General features: G+C 41.6%; 16 protein-coding genes and 1 other annotated feature. Of the genes, 9 read left to right on the forward strand and 7 right to left on the reverse strand.

What is annotated here, in order from left to right:
• Positions 1-102 precede the first annotated feature (102 nt).
• Positions 103-978, forward strand: coding sequence for a LysR family transcriptional regulator (locus tag MHH63_RS09450; RefSeq protein ID WP_076127886.1), 876 nt, complete (start codon positions 103-105; stop codon positions 976-978).
• Here the strand turns inward: MHH63_RS09450 and MHH63_RS09455 are convergent.
• On the reverse strand, positions 949-1,371 hold the full coding sequence (locus MHH63_RS09455) for a VOC family protein (RefSeq protein ID WP_076179899.1): 423 nt from the start codon (positions 1,369-1,371) through the stop codon (positions 949-951). The two genes, MHH63_RS09450 and MHH63_RS09455, sit on opposite strands and share 30 nt — an antisense overlap.
• A 280-nt stretch (positions 1,372-1,651) precedes the next feature.
• Between MHH63_RS09455 and htpG the strand changes: the two genes are divergently transcribed.
• Positions 1,652-3,532, forward strand: a complete 1,881-nt coding sequence (gene htpG / locus MHH63_RS09460; RefSeq protein ID WP_076127889.1) for a molecular chaperone HtpG — start codon at positions 1,652-1,654, stop codon at positions 3,530-3,532.
• A gap of 61 nt (positions 3,533-3,593) precedes the next feature.
• Here the strand turns inward: htpG and MHH63_RS09465 are convergent, their stop codons facing one another.
• Positions 3,594-4,058 carry a DUF4362 domain-containing protein gene (locus MHH63_RS09465; RefSeq protein ID WP_076182589.1) on the reverse strand — a complete coding sequence of 155 codons (465 nt, stop codon included), beginning with the start codon at positions 4,056-4,058 and terminating at the stop codon, positions 3,594-3,596.
• A gap of 125 nt (positions 4,059-4,183) precedes the next feature.
• Positions 4,184-4,445: a binding site (T-box leader), on the forward strand.
• Positions 4,446-4,489: 44 nt separating this feature from the next.
• Here MHH63_RS09465 and metG point away from each other — a divergent pair.
• Positions 4,490-6,136: a methionine--tRNA ligase gene (metG, locus tag MHH63_RS09470; protein WP_341171431.1), complete on the forward strand. Its 1,647-nt coding sequence runs from the start codon at positions 4,490-4,492 to the stop codon at positions 6,134-6,136.
• Positions 6,137-6,145: 9 nt separating this feature from the next.
• On the opposite strand, the gene MHH63_RS09475 is transcribed toward metG, so the two are convergent.
• The gene (locus MHH63_RS09475; protein ID WP_076272312.1) at positions 6,146-7,015 is read right to left on the reverse strand and encodes a LysR family transcriptional regulator; all 870 of its coding nucleotides are present in this window, start codon (positions 7,013-7,015) and stop codon (positions 6,146-6,148) included.
• A 150-nt stretch (positions 7,016-7,165) separates the two neighbouring features.
• On the opposite strand from MHH63_RS09475, the gene MHH63_RS09480 reads away from it, so the two are divergent.
• The 4 genes from MHH63_RS09480 to MHH63_RS09495 all read left to right on the forward strand — a co-directional run bounded on the left by MHH63_RS09480 (position 7,166) and on the right by MHH63_RS09495 (position 14,949).
• Positions 7,166-8,902: an ABC transporter ATP-binding protein gene (locus MHH63_RS09480; protein WP_076127896.1), complete on the forward strand. Its 1,737-nt coding sequence runs from the start codon at positions 7,166-7,168 to the stop codon at positions 8,900-8,902.
• Positions 8,899-10,638 carry an ABC transporter ATP-binding protein gene (locus MHH63_RS09485; RefSeq protein ID WP_076218623.1) on the forward strand — a complete coding sequence of 580 codons (1,740 nt, stop codon included), beginning with the start codon at positions 8,899-8,901 and terminating at the stop codon, positions 10,636-10,638. Before MHH63_RS09480 ends, MHH63_RS09485 begins: the two co-directional genes overlap by 4 nt.
• A gap of 2,003 nt (positions 10,639-12,641) precedes the next feature.
• Positions 12,642-13,355: an ABC transporter ATP-binding protein gene (locus tag MHH63_RS09490; RefSeq protein WP_076217841.1), complete on the forward strand. Its 714-nt coding sequence runs from the start codon at positions 12,642-12,644 to the stop codon at positions 13,353-13,355.
• A complete protein-coding gene (locus MHH63_RS09495) occupies positions 13,348-14,949 on the forward strand; it encodes a hypothetical protein (RefSeq protein WP_341171432.1) in 1,602 nt (533 codons plus the stop codon). The genes MHH63_RS09490 and MHH63_RS09495 overlap by 8 nt, the downstream gene beginning before the upstream one ends.
• 85 nt (positions 14,950-15,034) lie before the next feature.
• Here MHH63_RS09495 and MHH63_RS09500 read toward each other — a convergent pair whose 3' ends face one another.
• Positions 15,035-15,739 (reverse strand): TetR/AcrR family transcriptional regulator, encoded by a 705-nt coding sequence (locus MHH63_RS09500; RefSeq protein ID WP_076304461.1) that lies wholly within the window; start codon positions 15,737-15,739, stop codon positions 15,035-15,037.
• Between the two features lie 230 nt (positions 15,740-15,969).
• Between MHH63_RS09500 and MHH63_RS09505 the strand changes: the two genes are divergently transcribed.
• Together MHH63_RS09505 and MHH63_RS09510 are read left to right on the forward strand one after the other, a co-directional pair.
• Entirely contained in the window at positions 15,970-17,403 is a 1,434-nt protein-coding gene (locus tag MHH63_RS09505; RefSeq protein ID WP_339243897.1) for an MDR family MFS transporter, read from the forward strand.
• Positions 17,404-17,497: 94 nt separating this feature from the next.
• A complete protein-coding gene (locus MHH63_RS09510) occupies positions 17,498-19,108 on the forward strand; it encodes an S-layer homology domain-containing protein (RefSeq protein WP_341171433.1) in 1,611 nt (536 codons plus the stop codon).
• A 100-nt stretch (positions 19,109-19,208) separates the two neighbouring features.
• Here the strand turns inward: MHH63_RS09510 and MHH63_RS09515 are convergent, their stop codons facing one another.
• The 3 genes from MHH63_RS09515 to MHH63_RS09525 all read right to left on the reverse strand — a co-directional run bounded on the left by MHH63_RS09515 (position 19,209) and on the right by MHH63_RS09525 (position 21,833).
• On the reverse strand, positions 19,209-19,925 hold the full coding sequence (locus MHH63_RS09515) for a glycosyltransferase family 2 protein (protein WP_076190933.1): 717 nt from the start codon (positions 19,923-19,925) through the stop codon (positions 19,209-19,211).
• A complete protein-coding gene (locus tag MHH63_RS09520; RefSeq protein ID WP_076190936.1) occupies positions 19,922-20,659 on the reverse strand; it encodes a glycosyltransferase in 738 nt (245 codons plus the stop codon). The genes MHH63_RS09515 and MHH63_RS09520 overlap by 4 nt, the downstream gene beginning before the upstream one ends.
• A gap of 187 nt (positions 20,660-20,846) precedes the next feature.
• The gene (locus MHH63_RS09525) at positions 20,847-21,833 is read right to left on the reverse strand and encodes a phosphotransferase enzyme family protein (protein ID WP_341143228.1); all 987 of its coding nucleotides are present in this window, start codon (positions 21,831-21,833) and stop codon (positions 20,847-20,849) included.
• Between the last annotated feature and the right edge of the window lie 16 nt (positions 21,834-21,849).

The raw sequence follows: 21,849 nt of genomic DNA on the forward strand, positions 1-21,849 counted from the left end.
TATTTTAATTCCTCTACATACACTTTACCATGGAAAGTAGCATCGTCGTTAGCTATAATAAATGATATGGATCATCAAAAATATTGATGTTAGGGTGAGGTAATGGATTTAACCTATTTACGAACCTTCCGCGAGGTGGCTAAACGTCAGAGCTTTACGCGAGCTGCTGAAGAATTGGGATATGCACAATCAAGTGTGACGATGCAGATACAGAAGATAGAGAAGGAATATGGAGTACCTTTAATAGAGAGGCATGGCCGTCAGCTGCGGCTTACCCCGCCAGGAGAAGAGTTATTGAAGCTGTTCGTGGAGATTTTGGATTTATATGATCGTTCAAAAGAAACCATCGCCCAGCAAATCGGAGGTACGTTAACTATTGGGACGATAGATTCTTTAGCGGCCTTTTATTTACCTCCTTACCTGCAGCAGCTAAGGACTAAATTTCCGAAGCTGGATATTCATCTGCAAACGATGCAGGAAGCTAATCTTCTTGCCAAAATAAAAGATGGCGAAGTAGATCTAGGCTTAATGTTGGATCGCACCACTGCGGATTCCATCCTTGAGCGTACGATCGTCAGAGATGAGCCGCTTGTTTTGATAGCTCCCATTCATCATCCGCTTGCCCAGATGGATACGGTAACCCTACAGGATCTGAATAACTGTGAGCTAATAGTCTCGGAGGAAAGCTGTATTTACCGGAGTTTGTTCGAGAATTTGTTAAAAGAGCACGGGATCATATTCCGCATAGGTTTTGAGCTTTCGAATCTGGAGGCCATTAAACGTTGTGTAATGAATGGTCTTGGAATTGCTTTGTTACCCAAAATCGTGGCAGAGGAAGAAATTGAACGGGGAAGCTTGGCTGAGCTGTCCTTTGTTCATCCCGAAATTCATTTTGATCTGCAGCTTCTGATGCACCCTAAGAAGTGGAAATCACAACCACTGCAATTTCTAATCCAAATGCTGTTTGCAAATCATTAGTTTATTTCCATCAGGGTCTTTTACTACAAACCATTTTTGATCTTGAATTTCGGTTACTATATTTACACCGAGCTCCTTTATATAGTTGAAAGAGGCTTGCAGATCATCGGTTATAAGCATAAGAGCAGGTGTTGTAATTGGAGGAGCCCCTTCAGGCTCTAAACCTCCCCACATGGGCATGGTGTCCAGAATGATCCCAGTGCTTCCTTGCATAGTTAACGGACATAAATGACCGTTTATAATCGAATGATCTGCTTCTTGGAGTCCTAGGACTTGGCAATACCAGTTACGGGCTTTTTCAATATCGTGTACGGGGATAAATACACTGCCAATCAAATTCTTAATGGGACTTGTTGCTGAAGAATTTACAATGGACTGTGCTTGTTCATGCATTTGAATCCCTCCAGAGAAGATGCTAGACCTTTATTTGTAATTTATGTATCTAATTTATTTAAAACATAGAATCATCCTATGTGCAAGTTGAATGTTATTTATCGATCAAATCCTAAATTTGTATGCAAAATACAGCTTTATTTAATGAAAGTCGCTGTAAATATTGACATTGAAAATGAGTTTATGTTATATAAAAAGAAGAATTAGCACTCATCTAAGAAGAGTGCTAATCACGATGTGCTGGATAAGAAGGATATTTTGAAAGGAGATTTATTTATTCATGGCCAAAAAAGAGTTTAAAGCCGAATCGAAAAGATTGCTGGAAATGATGATTAACTCCATTTATACACAACGGGAAATATTCCTGCGTGAGCTGATTTCCAATGCAAGTGATGCGATTGATAAGATCTATTACAAAGCATTAGCTGATGAAGGCCTGGTCTTCAATAAAGAGGATTATTATATTAAAGTGACCGCCGATAAGGCGAACAGAACCTTGACGATTTCCGATACAGGTATCGGGATGACACAAGAGGAGCTGGAGAATAACTTAGGTACAATCGCGAAGAGTGGATCTCTTGCTTTTAAGAAAGAGAACGAAGCTAAAGATGGCCACAACATCATCGGACAGTTTGGGGTGGGCTTCTACGCTGCGTTTATGGTGGCTGATGACGTTATAGTGATCAGTAAGGCATTAGGCAGTGACGAGGCCTTTAAATGGGAGTCTAAGGGCGCTGACGGCTATACCATCGAGACTGTCGAGAAGGATTCTGTCGGCACTGATGTGATTTTGAAGATTAAAGAGAATACGGAAGAAGATCAATATGATGAATATCTGGAAGAGTACCGCCTGAAATCCATCATTAAAAAATACTCCGACTTCATCCGTTTCCCAATTAAAATGGACGTGAAGGAGCAAAAGCCAAAAGAAGGCACGGAGAACGAGTTCGAAGAAGTTATTCAAGAACAAACCGTAAACAGCATGGTGCCTATCTGGCGCAAGAACAAAAGCGAGCTGACTACAGAAGACTATGATAACTTCTATGCAGAGAAACGTTACGGCTTCGATAAGCCGCTTAAACATATTCATATCAGTGCTGATGGTGCTGTAGTGTACAATGCAATCCTGTTCATTCCAGAAAATACGCCGTTTGACTATTACACAAAGGAATATGAAAAAGGTCTTGAGCTCTATTCCAACGGTGTGCTGATCATGAACAAATGTGCGGATCTGCTGCCTGATTACTTCAGCTTTGTAAAAGGTATGGTGGACTCAGAGGATCTTTCCTTGAACATTTCCAGAGAGATGCTCCAGCATGACCGTCAGCTGACTCTGATCGCTAAGAACATTAAGAATAAAGTGAAAAGCCAACTGCAAAGCCTGCTGAAGGATGAAAGAGAGAAATATGAGCAGTTCTATAATGCTTTTGGCAGACAGCTTAAGTTTGGTGTCTATAACGATTATGGGATGCACAAAGACACCCTTCAAGATTTGTTGATGTTCTACTCCTCTAAGGAGAAGAAGCTGGTTACGCTGGACGAATACGTCTCAAGAATGCCAGAAGATCAGAAATATATCTACTATGCTTCCGGAGAGTCGATCGACAGAATCGAGAAGCTCCCGCAAACCGAGCTTGTATCGGATAAAGGGTATGAAATTCTCTACTTCACTGATGATATTGATGAATTTGCGATCAAGATGATTCAGTCTTATAAGGAAAAAGAATTTAAATCCGTATCCAGCGGAGATCTGGGGATCGAAGCCGACGAAGCGGACAAGCCAACGGAAGCGGAAGAGAACGAAAACAAGGAGCTTTTTGAAGCGATGAAGGACATCCTGTCCGGCAAAGTGAAAAATGTCAAAGCTTCCAAACGTTTAAAGACTCATCCGGTATGTCTCTCTGCTGAAGGTGAACTGACAATCGAGATGGAAAAAATCCTGAAATCGATGCCGAATGGCCAAGAGGTGCAAGCGGATAAGGTACTCGAAATCAACATCCATCACGAAGTGTTCCAGTCCTTGAAGGCGGCAGCAGAGAACGACAAAGAAAAGCTCGGTTTATACACGAACCTGCTGTACAACCAAGCCCTGTTGATCGAAGGTCTACAGGTTAGTGATCCTGTTCAATTCACCAATGATATTTGCAAAATCATGAAATAATATGAAGTACAGAGACCATCCAATTGTATTATGATTGGGTGGTCTTTTTTATTTCAGTATTTCATTTTGTTGTGCGAAAAAGGTAGTAATCAATTTCAGAGTCATTATTTGTGCAACCGCTGATCGAATAGATAATTTCACCTTGTGTGCTTTTTTTACTCGTCACTTCGGAGCAGGTATCGGTTCTGACTCCTGTGTTGCTTCCACCGAATGCATCATTAGAAGTATCATAGCTGTAATTAATCACGTTACCGTCAAATTTTAAATCCTTAAATATGGGATCGCCTTCATCTGTGTAACTTGTAACGCGTATATTGTCTGCTTTTTTGCTGGAGAGATTAGTTATAAATTTCTCGAATTTATCGAGGTTGTACACTTTTTCAAAAGAAACAATATCCCCTCTACTGATGGCTTCTTTGGAAGTATAGGGTTCACTTTTGGGAACAGAATTAACTTTATGATCGGAACAACCCCATACTCCTGCTAGTAAAAGAACAGAGAGTGTAAGCAAATTTACTTTTTTCACTGAGGGACCTCCTTGTAACGTATTTATATAAAAGACGGAGATTAACTGGAAAAGTTACAGAGAGCTTGATGTTTCACATTGACAATAAACAACAAATTGAGTAATATTTTCTCTAACTTGAATATGTAAAAGCAAAGAAGAGAAAGAGTACCACGGCAATTCTTTCAACAGAGAGCTCCGGTCGCTGAAAAGGAGTAAAGAAAACCCTTGGGAATATGGTCTCAGAGCTGCGCATCGAAACCTTATGGGTTGTAGGCTGCGCCGGAACCTGCATCCGTTACAGTGCTAGGGTATAAACGTTAATTAACGTCGTACCTGAAGAGGTAAATGTCATGAGGCATTTATAAAATTAGGTGGTAACACGTGAGTAGAACTCTCGTCCTTTGTGGATGGGAGTTTTTTTGTTGTCTAAAAAAAGGAGGAGAAGGTTAATGAGTAATGTGTTTATAGGTGGCGCTTGGCCGTATGCGAATGGATCTTTACATCTGGGGAGATTATCAAGTGTGTTGCCTGGGGATGTGCTGGCACGATATTTTCGCTCCAAAGGGGATAACGTATTATATGTATCAGGCAGTGATTGCCATGGCACACCCGTAGCAGTTCAGGCTGCGAATGAAGGGATTACGCCGGGAGCTTTTGCAAGCAGATATCATGAAGAGTTTCTGAAGTGTTTTGAACAGCTGGGATTTAGTTATGATCTATATACTCGAACGGATCAACAGCAGCATCATAAGGTTGTGCAAGCGTTGTTTACAAAGCTGCTAGAGAATGGTCATTTATATAAAAAAACCATTGCGCAATGTTACTGCGAGGTGGATCAGCGCTTTTTGCCAGACAGATATGTGGAAGGGACTTGTCCGGTATGTGGTGAGCGGGCGCGAGGGGATCAATGTGATTATTGTTCTACGATTCTAGATCCTGCCGATTTGTTAGACAGAGTCTGCAAATTATGTGGGAATACACCAACAGAAAGGCCGACAGAACATTATTATCTTAGCTTATCTAATTTTCAGTCTGAATTAACGGAATATGTAGAGGAAGCACAATTTTGGAGAGAAAACACTATAAAACTGACTAAACGCTATTTACAAGAAGAGCTGCAGGACCGCGCGGTAACAAGAGACTTGTCTTGGGGTGTAGATGTTCCTGTGGCTGGATTTGAAGATAAAAAAATTTATGTTTGGATTGAGGCGGTAAGTGGTTATTTATCAGCCAGTAAGCAGTGGGCTGCACAGTCCGGAGGAAGCTGGGAGGATTTTTGGTTAGAGGAAAAAGGGGCGATTGCCGCTTATTATGTGCATGGTAAAGACAATATTCCTTTTCACACTTTAATATGGCCGGCTGTATTATTAGGAGCAGGAGGTCTGCATTTACCGGACAGGATTATATCTAGCGAATATTTAACCCTTGAAGGGCAGAAATTCTCCACTAGCCGAAATTGGGCGGTCTGGGTACCTGATATTTTAGATCGGTATCAGCCAGATTCTATTCGTTATTTCTTAATTGCCAATGGACCTGAGAAGCGGGACACGGATTTTTCCTGGAGAGAGTTTATTTATAGCCATAATGGAGAGCTGCTTGGAGCATTTGGTAACTTAGTGAACCGTTCATTGGCTTTTGTAGAAAAGTTTTATGAAGGGAAAGTGCCAAATGGGCAATTAGATAAGGGGTGGAAGGACAATATCGACCTCTTGTATCTGGAATCAGGACGACTTATTGAGGCTGGGAATCTAAAAGATGCGCTGGAGTTTATTTTTTCTTATGTGCGCAAGGCAAACCAGTATTTCGATCTGCAAAAACCATGGATACAGATAAAAGAGGATCAGGTTACTTGTGATTCTGCAATATACACATGTGTGCAGATTATTGCGAACTTAGCGAATTTGTTGCATCCGTTTCTACCGTTCTCTTGTGACAAGATCAGGGGGTTCCTGTCGTTAGAACTACCGAATTGGCAGCCTTGCTTGGTGCCCCCTTACCAACAGGTTACTGATTTACAATTATTGTTTGAACGAATTGATATTAGCCGTATTAAAGAAGAAGAGGATAGGCTAGATCAACAGCAAGTGAATAAATAGAGCTGGTATTTATCCATTCTTGAAGCTTTCAATAAACTTGGAAGCCAATGATGACAAGTATTTATCCTTAATCCACACGGCGGCGACCCGCGTGCGTAGTGATTCACTACTGATTTCTTTATAGATCAAATTACGGTTACTCGTTAATTCGAAAGCGGATTTGGGGATGATTCCGATGCCAAGACCAGCGTTTGCCCAGAGCAGTGTTGTTCTAGCATCATCATTCATACAGAAAATCAGCGGATCAAAGCCGTTCTCAAGACATGTTTCCCGGATAAGCTGCTCAAAACGGCGGTAGATAATAAGCGGCTTATCCTTTAACTCACCGATCTCAATAAAGTTTTCATCCGTTTTCCAGTCATACTCAGGTGTCATTACGGCAATCATAGGTTCAGCTTGTGTGTAAAGACATTCTAAATTTGTACCATTAAAGGGTGTCCTAACAATCCCGACTTCGACAATACCTTTATTCAAGAGGTCAATGATTCTAAAGGTATTTCCTTCATGAATCTCAAACTTCACACCTTTATACGTTTTGTGGAACTCACATAGCCGATCTTGAAGCAACGTAGCTCCAGAGGAGGAAACTGTACCAATGGCTAGGGTTCCTTTTAAACCTTTGACAAAATCAGTGAGCTCACGGGCAGTGGAATCTGCCAGCTCCAGGATTTGTTGGGCACGGTCCCGCAATATGGCTCCAGCTTCAGTGAGCTGCACGCTGCGTGGACCTCGTTCCACTAGTTTTACACCGAGTTCTTCCTCTAGGAGCTTTAGCTGCTGGCTCAGCGGAGGCTGGGCCATTTGCAGTTTTTTGGCTGCAGATGTAATCTGTCCTTCCTCAGCTATCGCCATAAAATATTTAAGTTGTCTAATATCCATATAAAAATCCTCCGAACTTGAGATATGCTAATCGTATGGGAGCGATACGAATCCAATATTATTAATATGTGAGTAGATATGCCATAATCATAACTGTTCTTATACATATTTCAAGTGGTTAAATACTTCTTATGTTGGGTGTGGATGAATTTGTTCAAAATTGCAGTATATTTAAAGCCGTACAAAAAAGAAGCGATCATTGGACCGATCTTCAAACTGATGGAAGCGATACTGGAGCTGATTTTGCCTACCATTGTCGCATTGATCATCAACAACGGGGTTGGTAATCATGACAGCGCCTATGTTTACCGCATGGGTGGCCTAATGGTGCTGATGTCACTGCTTGGCTTCGGCTGCTCCATGGTATGCCAATACTATGCAGCCCGGGCTTCACAGGGATTCGGTACGACACTACGCAATAAGATGTTTAGACATATCACATCTTTGTCATATGCTGAGCTGGATACCTTAGGTACACCTACACTGATTAATCGGATTACCAATGACGTAAACCAGCTGCAAATTGCTGTGGCTATGCTAATTCGTCTAGTTATTCGTGCACCGTTTATCTGTATCGGGGCTATCCTAATGTCCATGATTTTGGATTTTAGATTATCGCTGATTCTAATTGCGGCAACACCGATTTTTGGCATTATTTTATATTTTATTATCACCCGTAGTGCTCCTTTGTACCGAAAATACCAGCAGAAGCTGGATGCCCTTGCGCTCGTACTGAGTGAGAATTTATCGGGGATTCGAGTGATTCGTGCTTTTGCCAAAAGACGTACAGAAAAAGAACGTTTTGATGCTTCATCCGATGATTTGACTACTACAGCGATCCGGGTTTCGCGGATTTCTGCTTTGCTTGGGCCGATGACTACACTTGTAGTAAATGCGGCGATCATTGCTATTTTGTGGGTAGGCGGAATTCATATCGATGGGGGCCGATTGTCTCAAGGGGAGATCATTGCCTTCATCAATTACATCACTCAAATCTTGCTGGCGCTGATAGTGGTCTCCAACTTGGTCATTATTTTTACCAAAGCCTCATCCTCAGCTAATCGTGTAAATGAAGTGCTGGGTGTTAAGGTCTCCGTGTCTGAGGAAGGAAATGCTGTGATTGCTGAACCTGACCATGCTGCCCCTGCTATACAATTCGATCACGTATCCTTTGGGTATAATACGACAGGTGAATCGGCATTAGAGGATATATCTCTAGTAATTAATCGCGGAGAGACCGTGGGCCTGATTGGCAGTACGGGTTCAGGTAAGTCTACTTTTGTGAATTTGATCCCTCGTTTTTATGATGCGGTGCAAGGTGAAGTAAAAGTGGATGGTGTGAATGTCCGAGATTATAAGCTGCATCAGCTTCGTGAGAAGATCGGGATTGTACCGCAGAAAGCTGTGCTGTTTACAGGAACGATCGCTGAGAATATACGTTGGGGCAAGGAAGATGCAACTGAGGAAGAAATCATGCAGGCAGCCTCTATTGCTCAAGCGGAGGAGTTTATACGTAAATTACCCGAAGGGTTGAATACGCAAGTATCTCGTGGGGGATTAAATTTATCCGGTGGACAAAAGCAGCGCTTAACCATAGCTCGTGCAGTAGTAGGAAAGCCATCGATTCTTATTTTGGATGACTCCTCCAGTGCGCTGGATTTCTCCACAGATGCGGCACTTCGAAAGGCTCTCAAAGAGAGCAGCCAGGAAATGACCGTACTCCTTGTCTCGCAGAGGGTAAGCACTGTAAGACAAGCGGATAAAATAATGGTATTTGAGGAAGGGCGGATCGCCGGTGTCGGAACCCATGAGGAGCTGATGCGTGGTTGTGAGGAGTATAAAGAAATCTGCCTGTCCCAGCTATCAAGTGAGGAGTCGGGCCAATGAACAAAAACAACATTTGGAAAAGACTTATTGTATACACAGGGCATTATAAAAAAATAGCTATAGGTGCAGTAATCTGCGCAATACTTAGTGTGATTGCCAGTCTAATTGGCCCGCTGCTCATCGGTAGCGCCATCGATTTTATGATCGGGCCGGGAGAGGTTGATTTTGACGCCGTACTTAGACTGCTTTTGATTCTGGCAGGGGTGTATATTGTCGGCAGCTTTTTCGGATGGCTTCTTACCTACCTGACTAATCGAATTGCCTACCGGACTGTATATGACTTACGGCGGGAGCTTTTTGATAAATTAAATGTTTTGCCGTTAAAATTTCACGATAACCACCCGCAAGGGGACAGCATCAGCCGGTTTGTTAATGACATGGATGCGGTCTCTGATGGACTGCTGCAAGGCTTCTCAACACTGCTCACGGGGATCATCACTATCGTGGGGGCAATTGTACTCATGTTGTACATTAGTCCTTTAATGACCCTAGTTGTTCTTCTGTCAGCACCCGTTACATTTTTTGTGGCAAGATTCATTACGATGCGCTCCCAGAAGATGTTTAAGGAGCAGGCTAAAATTCTGGGCGGTCTCAACGGATACGTGGAGGAAATGATTGGCGGACAAAAAGTGGTCACAGCTTATCATTATGAAGACCGTGCACTGACCCAGTTTGAAGAACGAAACGAGACTTTGTACCAGACTGGTGTGAAATCACAATTTTACGGTTCCTTGTCCAATCCGACAACACGGTTAGTAAATAATATTACCTTCTCTGTTATCGCGATGATCGGTAGTGTTATGGTGATTCGCGGGCTTGTGACGGTAGGGGATTTGTCCAGCTTTTTGATCTTCTCCAACTTGTTCGCTAAGCCGTTTAATGAAATTACAGGTGTGATTACGCAGCTTCAATCGGCAACGGCATCAGCGCAGCGGATCTTCGCCATTCTAGACCTCTCGCCTGAACCAGCGGATGCAACAGACGCCAAAATTATGAATACAAGCCAAGGGACGATTACCTTTGAAAAAGTATCCTTTGCTTATAATCCTGAACGTCCTCTGATTAATGATTTCAGTCTGGAAGTGAAACCAGGTACCCGGGTTGCAATTGTAGGGCAGACGGGAGCGGGGAAAACCACACTGGTTAATCTGCTTATGCGTTTTTATGATGTGGATAAGGGTTCCATCAAGATTGACGGTGTGGATATCAAGACGATTACCCGTGACAGTCTGCGGCGTAATTTCGGGATGGTGTTGCAGGACACCTGGCTGTTTGGCGGCACGATTAGAGAAAATATTGCCTACGGCAAACCTGAGGCTACCGAAGAAGAGGTCATCGCTGCTGCTAAGGCTGCAAATGCTCATAGCTTCATTAAACGCCTGCCTGAGGGATATGATACAAAGATCAGTGGCTCAGGAGATAATTTGTCGCAAGGACAAAAGCAGCTGCTTACCATAGCACGAGTGATGCTCGTAGATCCGCCTATGCTCATTTTGGATGAAGCAACCAGCAGTATTGATACGCTGACTGAGGTACGGATTCAGAAGGCTTTTCTAAAAATGATCGCAGGTCGGACCAGCTTTGTAATTGCTCACCGTTTGTCAACGATTCGAGAATCGGATCTCATTCTTTTCATGAAGGACGGAGACATTGTCGAAAGTGGCACGCATGACCAACTCCTAGCCAGCGGTGGATATTACGCCAGATTATATAACAGTCAGTTCGCATCAGCTTAGACTTTGCATTAAGAAAAAGAGCATTCAATCCCTAAATTGGGGGTGAATGCTTTTTTTGGTTGAGTTAGTTTTGTTTGGTTTGGTTTGGGTGTAGCCCGCCGTCACCAAAGTAGTTTGCTCAGTGTTCCAATGTAGTTAGCTCACCGTCCCAAAGTAGTTTGCTTAGCGTTCCAAAGTAGCTATCTCATCGTCACCAAAGTAATTTGCTTATCATTCCAAAGTAATTTGTTTACCGTTACGGACTGTATTGCAGCTAAATGGTGTTTTTTGTGCCTTTTTTCAAAGTAACGGACTGCATAGCACTTATTCGCCTGATTTTGCAGCAAAAAGGAGCGGATATGGCACAATAGCTGCATCTGAGTCCGAAATGGGTGGAAAAGAGCGTGAATTTGCGAAATAAGGGCGCCTCGGTCCAATACGTAGCAATGGCTGCCACTACCAAAGGTAGATTGCTTCTGATCCGGAGTAGAATGGAGTTAGCTCAGTGTTCCAATGTAGTTAGCTCATCGTCAGTTTGTTTAGCGTTTCCAAAGTAGTTGGCTCATCGTCAGTTTTTTTAACGTTTCCAAAGTTAGTTAGCTCATCGTCCCCAAAGTAGTTTGCTTAGCGTTCAAAAGTAGTTATCTCATCGTCAGCAAAGTAATTTGCTTACCGTTTCGGACCGTATTGCAGCTAAATGGTGTTTTTGGTGCCTTTTTTCAAAGTAACGGACTGCATAGCACTTATTCGCCTGATTTTGCAGCAAAAAGGAGCGGATATGGCACAATAGCTGCATCAGAGTCCGAAATGGGTGGAAAAGAGCGTGATTTTACGAAATAAGAACGCCTCGGTCCGATACGTAGCAATGGCAGCCACCACCAAAGGTAGATTGCTTCTGATCCGGAGTAGAACGCTTAGAAAGTAGTTTGCTCAGCGTTCCAATGTAGTTGGCTCATCGTCAGTTTGTTTACGTTCCAAAGTAGCTAACTCACCGTCAACAAAGTAGTTTGTTTAGCGTTCCAAAGTTAGCAATCTCATAGTCACCAAAGATTTGCTTAGCGTTCGAAAGTAGTTTGCTCAGTGTTCCAATGTAGTTTGCTCAGCGTTCCAAAGTAGTTAGCTCATCGTCACTAAAGTAATTTGTTTACCGTTCCAAAGTAGTTTGTTTAGCCTTGCGGACCGTATTGCAGCTAAATGGTGTTTTTGGTGCCTTTTCCCAAAGTAACGGACTGCATAGCACTTATTCGGCTGAATTTGCAGCAAAAAGGAGTGGATATGGCAAAATAGCTGCATCTGAGTCCGAACGGAGTGGAAAAAGGCATGAATTTGCGAAATAAGGGCGCCTCGGTCCGATACGTTGCAATGGCAGCCACCACCAAAGGTAGATTGCTTCTGTTCTGGAGTAGAATGCTTAAAAAGTCGTTTGCTTAGCGTTCCAAAGTAGTTAGCTCATCGTCACTAAAGTAATTTGTTTACCGTTCCAAAGTAGTTTGTTTAGCCTTGCGGACCGTATTGCACCTAAATTGTGTTTTTGGCGCCTTTTCCCAAAGTAACGGACTGCATAGCACTTATCTAGCTGAAATTGCAGGAAAAAGGAGCGGATATGGCACAATAGCTGCAGCTGAGTCCGAACGGAGTGGAAAAAGGCATGATTTTGCGAAATAAGGGCGCCTCGGTCCGATACGTAGCAATGGCAGCCACGACCAAAGGTAGATTGCTACTGTTCCGGAGTAGAATGCTTAGAAAGTAGTTTGTTTAGCGTTCCAAAGTCAGCTATCTCATCGTCACCTAACTAATTATCTCAACGTCCCCAAAGTAGTTTGTTTGCCCTTACGGACCGTGTTGCACTTAATCGTAATTTTATCCCACCCGTTAGAGGTGAAAATCTCAAAATAAAATATTTGCAAACGAATGAACTATCTGGACGGGCTAAACGTATTATAAGAAACGTATATTGAACACGACGAAGCTACAGTAAATATGGCATATTGAGAGTGTTATGAGATTGGAAGGGGAGTGGCAAGATGTTGACAATCAAACATTTTACCAAAAGCTATAAGGGTGGCAAGAAGGCGGTAAATGATCTGAATTTGGTGGTCGAAAAAGGTGACATCTACGGCTTTATCGGTCATAACGGTGCAGGGAAAACAACGACTATCCGAGCAGTGGTCGGAGTTTTAGATTTTGAGGAGGGAGATATCGAGATTGGTGGGTACTCCATTAAAAAAGATCCCTTAGCCTGCAAAGCGATTACTGCGTATATTCCAGATAATCCGGATTTATACGATCATCTGACGGGCATTCAGTACTTGAATTTTATTGGTGATCTTTTTAGCGTATCGAAAGCGGATCGGGAGTTACTGATAAAGAAATATAGCGATGAATTTGAGATTACCTCTAATCTGGGGGATTTGATCTCCGCGTATTCTCATGGTATGAAACAGAAACTCGCGATTATCTCTGCGCTTATTCATAAACCGAAGCTGCTAGTTCTGGATGAACCCTTTGTGGGACTTGATCCAAAAGCGGCACACACGCTCAAGAGAATTATGGCGGATATTTGCAGCCAGGGCAGTGCGATCTTTTTTTCGACGCATGTACTGGACGTGGCCGAGAAGCTCTGCAATAAGATCGCCATTATCAAAGCGGGTGAATTGATCACTCATGGGAAAACAGAAGAGGTGAAGGGTGACAGCAGCCTTGAAGATGTGTTTTTGGAGTTGATAAAACATGATTAATATCTGGAGATTGACGAAAATTCAGCTAATCTCATCCTTTGGGTTAAATAAAGCTTTGCATACACGAGATATGAAAGAAAGACGAAAAATGCTTTTGCTGAGCATCGGTATCTTAATAGGGATTGTCATGATGGCAGTGGTTTCGTTTGGATATAGCTTCATGATAGCAGAGACCCTTGAACAGATAGGCCGTGCAGAGCTGCTGCTTGCGATTATGATGGCTGTTACATGCTTGATTGGATTTTTTACAACGATCTATAAGGCGAGTGGGGTATTATTTGGCTCCAAAGATTACGATCTCGTAATGTCGCTGCCTATCAAAACGAGCCATATCGTAGCAAGCCGTGTAGTTCAGCTCTACGTGCTGAATATACTGTTCTCATTGATGGTGATGGTGCCAGCAGGTGTAGTTTATGCTATAAAGGTAAATCCGGCAGTAGTATATTATTTATTTTTCATGATAACGCTGCTATTTATCCCATTAGTGCCGATCATTGCTGCAACGATTATTGGGGCATTGATTAGTTGGATTTCCTCACGGTTTAAAGGAAGTCGTTTAATAAGTCTCATTCTGACTTTTGCCGTAATCATTGTTATTATTTTGGGTTCAGGCCAAATGAATGGGAATGACCCGCAGTTACTTGCGGATATGAGCACACAAATTGCCGATCAAATCTTTAACTTATATCCTTTGACGGTCATATATGTAGATGCTGTCTGCTCGTATCAGGTTGCTCCTTTATTATTATTTATAGGGATTTCGTTACTTTCTTTTATGTTGTTTACCCTTATTCTTGGCAGCAAATATAAAGCAATACACACAGGCCTTACGACTTCTTACTCAAAGAATAAGTATCAAATGAGGTCACTTGCAGTCTCTTCACCGCTTTACACATTGTATAAAAAAGAGCTGCGCCGCTATTTCAGTTCTTCTATATATGTGCTAAATACGAGTATTGGTATGGTCATGTTACTTGTCATGGCGATTACCCTACTGTTTGTTAGCTCAGAGCAATTAGGAAAAATTATGGAAATACCAGAACTTTCTAACTATCTAAGCAGATTGGCGCCATTATTTGTTTCCCTCTTTGTTGCATTAAGCTGTACGACCTCGAGTTCGATTTCGCTTGAAGGTAACCATATTTGGATTTTAAAAAGCGCTCCCGTTCCGACAAAAACTATATTATTAAGTAAAATCGCAGTGAATCTCACCATTACTGTGCCGATTGTGATTGTTAGTAGTGTGCTTCTTATGATTTCTCTGGGCACTGGTTGGATGGAGAGCTTGTTATTGCTAATAATCCCCGTCCTATACGCTTGTCTTACCGCAATGGTAGGTGTGATCGTAAACTTGAAGCTTCCTAAACTGGAGTGGACCAATGAAGTCTCTGTAATTAAACAAAGTGCTTCGGTCCTTGTAGCGATGATTATAGGATTTATCAGCTTGCTGATTCCATTTGGTTTGAGTTTTCTTTTATCTGATCTAAATGGTAATCTCGTTATGTTAGGGATTGGTGTGGTGATATTAGTGGCGTGTGGAGTGATGTATAGATACATCCAGTCCACAGGAGAATTTTTATTTCGGGCTCTTTAAAAAAAGGGCATTCCAAAAGCCGAAATTGGCTGCTGGGATGCCCTTTTTATGTGCAAGATTTATTTTCGTGAAAAATCCCTAAGTTCTACCGTCGCACTTGTTGTTCTTGTTGTTCTTGTCGCTCATTAGCTAACTGTTCAATTCCGCCCACCATTATTTTTAGACCTGTATAGAACATCTTATCGGAGCCAATTTCATTAAAAATATTGTTTTCGTACATTCGTTTTATAACATTAGGTCCATCCCCGGATAAGTGCTCAAGCGATTGTTTGAAAACCACTCTAGCATCTCCATTAGGTTCATTTTTCATGGCTAAGTCAATTCGATCCTGCTCATATTTGTCCAATTCGAAAGAGATCACATAATTTAACACGCATGCAATTAAGGAGAATTTATCACTATCGCTTAAAGGAAGATGATCCACGATCTGAAGCAAAGTATTCAGTAAAGATAGATAATTAGGTTCAGAAGGCAAGGTTCTCATCATCAGCTGAGCCGAGCAAGGATACTTATGTAAAACCCCACGAATTCGGTCCACAAAATTAAATAACTGTTCTTGCCAAGTACCTTCGAGATTCGCAGTTTCGAGGGCTTCTTTGGCGACCTCATTAGCAAGCGTCTGGAAAATGCTCTGTTTACTCTTAAAATGCCAATACAGAGAGGCGGCTTGTATTTTTAGTAGTTCTGCTAATTTACGCATACTAAATGCCTCTATGCCGATATCATCCAACAGCACCCAAGAAGCTTTTATTATATCTTGTTCAGTGATTTGCAGATTTTTGATTCTCATCGAAACGACCTCCTGTTACTGTCTTTCTTTATCATAAGCGAAGATGAATGGCTGGTCTACCATCGTTAGATTACTGCTTTATCTTACACTGTTAGATATTTATATTTACAAGTGAATAAACGGGTGCTATATTAATCTTACGCTGTTAGTTTAAAGGTGCGATTTTTAAAAAAAGGAGGCAGCAGTTAGCAATTTTATTAGTAAAAATCAAAAAGGATGTGTATAGACCCATGAGTAATCTTCAAGTGGAACAATCCCAACCAGTCACCAAAGAATTTTCTATAAAAGCAATACTTCCCGTAATACTGGCACTTATAACAGGAATGCTACTGGTTATGCTCGACAGTACAATTATGAATGTAGCGATCCCGCAGCTTGAAAAAACCTTTGATGCCAGCCTAAAAACAATACAGTGGGCCATTACGGGTTATACGCTGGCTTTATCCGTAATTATCCCATTGGCCGGTTGGTTCTCGGATAAATTTACTGCCAAACGTGTTTTTTTAGCTTCGATCGTATTGTTTACCATAGGTTCTTTATTATGCTCAATGGCACAATCCACAACAGAGCTGATAATCTTTCGTATTTTGCAGGGATTAGGCGGAGGGATGATTGCCCCAATTGGTATGGCTATGTCATTCAAAATCGCACCTCCCGATAAAAGAGGTTCAATCATGGGATTGCTTGGACTACCGATGTTAATTGCGCCTGTTCTTGGTCCTGTACTGTCAGGATGGCTGTTGGAATATGCCAGCTGGCACTGGATTTTTCTGATTAATGTTCCCATTGGCATTATTGCAATGATTGTTGGAGTGAAATATCTTCCGGTAATAGAGAAGGGGAATAAAGCTAAATTGGATATTTGGGGTGTGATTTTATCACCGCTCGCCTTCTCCAGCTTGGTATTTGGGGTGCATAGAGGGGGAGTAGATGGCTGGGGGGATCGTATAACGATTATATCTCTTGCGTTCAGCTTCATTGCTTTAGCCTTGTTTATTTTCGTGGAATTGCGCCAAAAAGAACCGTTATTGGAACTTCGCTCTTTTCGATCTCTAGAATTTAGTAAAGGTATGATTTTGACCTGGATTAATCAGTTCGCCTTATTTGGTTCGATTCTGTTAATTCCAATTTTTTTGCAGCAGGTCAGAGGTTTTTCTTCCTTTGAATCGGGGCTTTTAGTAATTCCCCAAGCATTAATATCCTTTGCTGGCATGATTATTGGAGGAAAGTTATTTGATAAGTTTGGAGCTCGGCCCGTTGTGTTCTCTGGACTTGTGCTGCTGTCCACCGGACTCTTTCTCTTGTCACGTTTACAAAATGATACAAGTGTATACGTTATGATCAGTTATTTTGCCATTATGGGACTTGGCCAAGGATTAACTACTATGCAGCTCGGTACACATGTGCTTAAAGCCGCTCCGAAGGATCTGATCAGCCGTGTTACCCCACTTACTGCCTCTGCGCAACAAATTGTGGGTTCCTTTGCTGTCGCTATAATGTCGGGCTTATTGACTTCCAATATAGCTACACATATGAGTCAAGGGAATCAGAAACTACCCTCAGCGGCTATGGTTGCAGGATTCCACGACACGTTCCTAGTTTCATTGGGCTTGGCGCTGTGTGGTGTGGTTCTTAGTCTCTTTTTGCGTAATCCGAAGAGCTGATCCTATCGTACTCTACCAATATTTTAGCGATGTTTATTGATTGTATCCTTGGTATAATTCAAAGATTGATAACCAAGGGGGAATCTCTTAACCCGTGAAAAATATATTTGCTAGATTTACTATAATAACCTTCGCTGTCGTGCTAGCCGCCGGAGTATTTATTCAGCATATATCGGCCGATAACGGGGTTCCTTTTGAGGATATAAACACTAGTTATGCAAAAAAAGAAATCATAGATTTATATAACCGGAATATATTAACTGGCACCTCGAATACTAAATTTTCACCTACTCAATCGATTACTAGAGCTGAATTTATAACAGTTCTTGATCGACTGTTGAAGCTTGATCCAGCGTTGAGTCCGGTATCTCCTTATACCGACGTAGCCAAAAGCGCTTGGTATTACGGCTGGATCCAAGCCGCGGTTCAGCTTGAACTGGCAAACGGCACTTCGGCAACTACTTTTGCACCCGCAAAAGCAGTCACTCGGCAGGAAGCGGCTGTGTGGATAGCCAAAGCTCTAAAGCAAACAAACACTGCAACTGCCGCACAAACTAATTTTAAGGATCGGCAACAAATTGCTAGCTGGGCAAGTGCTGCTGTTGCTAAGGTTAATGATCGCGGATTAATGAAAGGCGATAATAGCGGGAATTTTCGGCCCACTGACCCGATAACCAGGCAAGAGACGGCAGTGCTGATGGATCGGGTGCTGCAACATACAAGCTGGGCGGCAGAGCTGGAAAGTAGTCCGGACAAACGTATTGTTATAGGCTGGCAGTATGGTCTCACGACGGCACAATTTGAGAATCATGTTCTGCAATCGAACGTCAATACATTATCACCACGTTGGTATTATGTTGGAAAAACAGGGGCAGTAACGGATTCGACAGATGCCTCGCTGGTAACTTGGGCAAAAAAGAATAAAAAGCAAGTCTGGGCGATGGTTGGCAATCGATCGGATCAAGAAGCGACGCATCAGATGCTGTTGAGTACAACCGCAAGGAATACGGCAGTTAATCAGTTAGCTGCTTTAGTGAGTAAATATGGATTAGATGGACTAAATATAGATTTTGAAAATGTAGCGGCCGAAGATCGTGTGTATTTGACTTCGTTTATTACTTTATTAGCCGAGAAAATGCATTCGCTCGATGTTATCCTGTCGATGGATGTATCTCCTGATCTTGGAACGGACTGGACAGAAGCTTTTGACTATGCTGCCCTAGGCAAGCAAGTGAATTATATGGTGATGATGGGTTATGATGAGCATTATGACGGGAGTCAAGTTCCGGGGTCCAATGCCTCGCTTTCTTATGATCAAAAGGCTGTGAATACAATCCTAAAAGTTGTACCTAGTCAAAAAGTTATATTGGCATTGCCCTTATATAATCGGGATTGGACATTGAACCAGAAGGGGACGGTTTTATCCTCTCAATATATTACGCTTCCGGAGCAAAATCAGATTATCAGCAGCTATGCATCGAGACCCGTGTGGAATCCTTCGCTGGGACAATATGTCGCGGGCTACTCGAAACAAGCTATAAAACATACGATCTGGATTGAGGATGGGCGTTCATTAATAACAAAATACAACTTAGCGGTTACTAAAAAACTTGCTGGAGTAGCTTATTGGTATATAGGCGGTGAAAGCTCTGATGTATGGTCCAGCTTAAGGAATGCAGAGAAATTTTACGATTATACTTTTTAAAAATATGAAAGACTGGATGCGAATAGCCGCTTAGCTATATTGCTGTCCAGTCTTTTTATAGGGTTATTAATGCATAGCTGGTAGAATTAGATTGATTAAATCAGCCTCGCGTTACGTATTTTTTGAAGTTTTTCACGTTTAGAACTTTAACATTTTGAGCTAGAAGTTTCTTGTCGCTAACGACCCAAGTGTGATCTTTGGAGTTTTTTCTACGAATCGCAGCGAAGTTATACTTATTTCCTGCATAGATCTTAAAGCCCTGTGCAGCACAATCCGCACAAAACTTAACGCATTCACCTTTATTCCAATCTGGAAAGGAAATCTGCTGGAAGACATTTCGTTTTACGAGTAGGGTCGCACCCTGAACATTGGTTACCTGTTTATTTTCCATATGAAGATAACGAAGCAAAAGTAGCTTCTTATCAGTTAAATACATATAGTGAGCTCGTTTTCCAACGATATCAGCTTTAGTTTTATGGAGGATGTTCATACTATCCGTTAAATAGTTGGCAGAGTAATAATCGTCGTCATCAAATTTAGCGATACAACTATAATTCGCTAAGTGCACACCAAAATTCAGACAAAACCCCAGTGAACGATATTCTGGTAGTTTATAGATCCGTACGTTTTTATGTTTTTTTGCAGCATGTATATAGTCTTCTATTTTCAAGCTATCATTATTAATGATCACGATAAGCTCTTTAGATTTGAAATTCTGTCGTTGATAGTTATCAAATATTGTTTTAATACAATCCATTCGTTTTGTACAAGTTAGAATAGACACAGCAGATGAAGTAGATTCAGCAGTTAATTTCATAACGAAATCTTTGGACGGCGTCCAACAAAATTCCTGTAGTTTTTAATATTCCGGATGATCTTATGGTTAGCTATTAGTGTACTATCACTGATGATCCATGTATGTTTTGAAGAGTTTTTTCTACGTATGGCAACGAAGTTATTTTTACTTGCAGAATAAACCTTATAACCTTTCTTTTTGCTTCTGCTGCAAAAGAGATCATCTTCACCTACGTTTTTATTAGGAAATTTCACATGATCGAATACTTTTCGTTTGAAGACGAGCGTAGCGCCAGGGAGATGGGTAACCATTCGGTGTTCATCATTTGCGAAACGAAGAATCAAAGTCTTTGAACCTAGTAAATACATATAGTGAGCCCGTTTTCCTAGGATATCAGCTTTAGTTCTTTTTAAGGTCAGAATACTTTCCGTCAAATAATAAGGGGCATAATAATCGTCGTCATCAAATTTGGCGATGGTATGATATTTGCATTTTGTTACGGCATAGTTTAAGCATGAACCGAGGGATTGCTGTTCAGGTTTACGATATATCTTAATATTTTTGTGTTTTTTAGCTAAGGTTTGGTAGGGGGGAAGTGGAATTTTATTATTATTGATAATAATGATAAGTTCTTTATTTGCATATCTTTGTCTGCTGAAATTTTGGAGTAGGTTGTTTAAATAATTATGGCGATTGGTACAGGTAATAATGGAAACACCTTGTTGCTTCGCTTTGTTGTGAGGTACAGCACTCATTTAACCAACCCCTCATATGCATTTTTGGGAAAAGTCTCATAATACGATATGTCCAAGTTAGGATAGAGTAACGGCATATCAACCTCTTACAAGCAAAAATGGACTTGTTTAAAGAACACAAAACCCACAGTGATAGCTGTGGGTTTTGTAAGAGAGACAATTCATATGAAACGCTTTGGATGTTTGTTCAGAAATAAGATTCAATGATGGATACGCTATTCTCGATTCTCGCCTTACTCTGCGTTAAATAATCTTTGGTCCAATCATCTAGGTTAGACATATCAAAACTCCGGTACATCCCTGTATAAACAATAATCTCTCTTAATCGAAGAAAAAGAGGAATTAGCTTCAGCTCATTTTCTGAAATCCTGTTCTCTTTAACGTAGCCTTTTAGAAAATGCTCCATAAAACGCTGACATTGAAGCTGCCTGTCCTCCATGCTATCATCCCCGTAAACGTAGACTAGATAATACAGTTGAATGGCGATATCTTCTACAAACCAGCTGTACTGAGCTTCATCAAAATCAAACAAGGTCAGCTTGCCATTGTCGACCAAAAAGTTGCCTACATTGATATCCCCATGGATGAGACCATAGGTATTTATATCAGCGTCGAGATGCTTTAGCTGATCCATAAGCGCCTTACAGCTTTCCAAAACGCCACTTTGGGATGGAGGAATAAACCTGGTTACATTCTGCAGGTAGTAGTTCTGATGCCACGCATGTCTTTTGGACTGTGGTTTATAAGATTTTGCTAATCTGTGCATTTGTCCAGTGATCATGCCACACTGCTCATAGAGGTCTAGATCCTTCAGGCAGTCTGGGTAACCTATTCGTTTCCCTTGTGCTTTTTCAAAGGAAGATACCATAAAGCATGAATCACCAATCTCTATTTGCTCAACTAGATTACCCAGAAGAGAACCTACGGGTCTTGATACGGAAACGCCATGATCAGCCAGGTATAGAATCCATTCAAGTTCAGCCGTTAACAATTCCATACTGCGCAGCGAGCTATGAGTAAATCTTAGAATATATTGATGATTGCTAAGTTGATATTCATAAACAAAATTTTGAAATCCGCCAATGAAGCTTAGCTCATCTATGGGGATACCGTATTTCGTGCAGGCAGCACTTACAATCTGGTCATTAAATAAAGACTTAATCTTTTGTTCCAAGGGTTCTACTCCGTTC

The sequence above is a fragment of the Paenibacillus sp. FSL H3-0310 genome (assembly GCF_038002785.1).
GTDB classification, from domain to species: domain Bacteria; phylum Bacillota; class Bacilli; order Paenibacillales; family Paenibacillaceae; genus Paenibacillus_AQ; species Paenibacillus_AQ odorifer.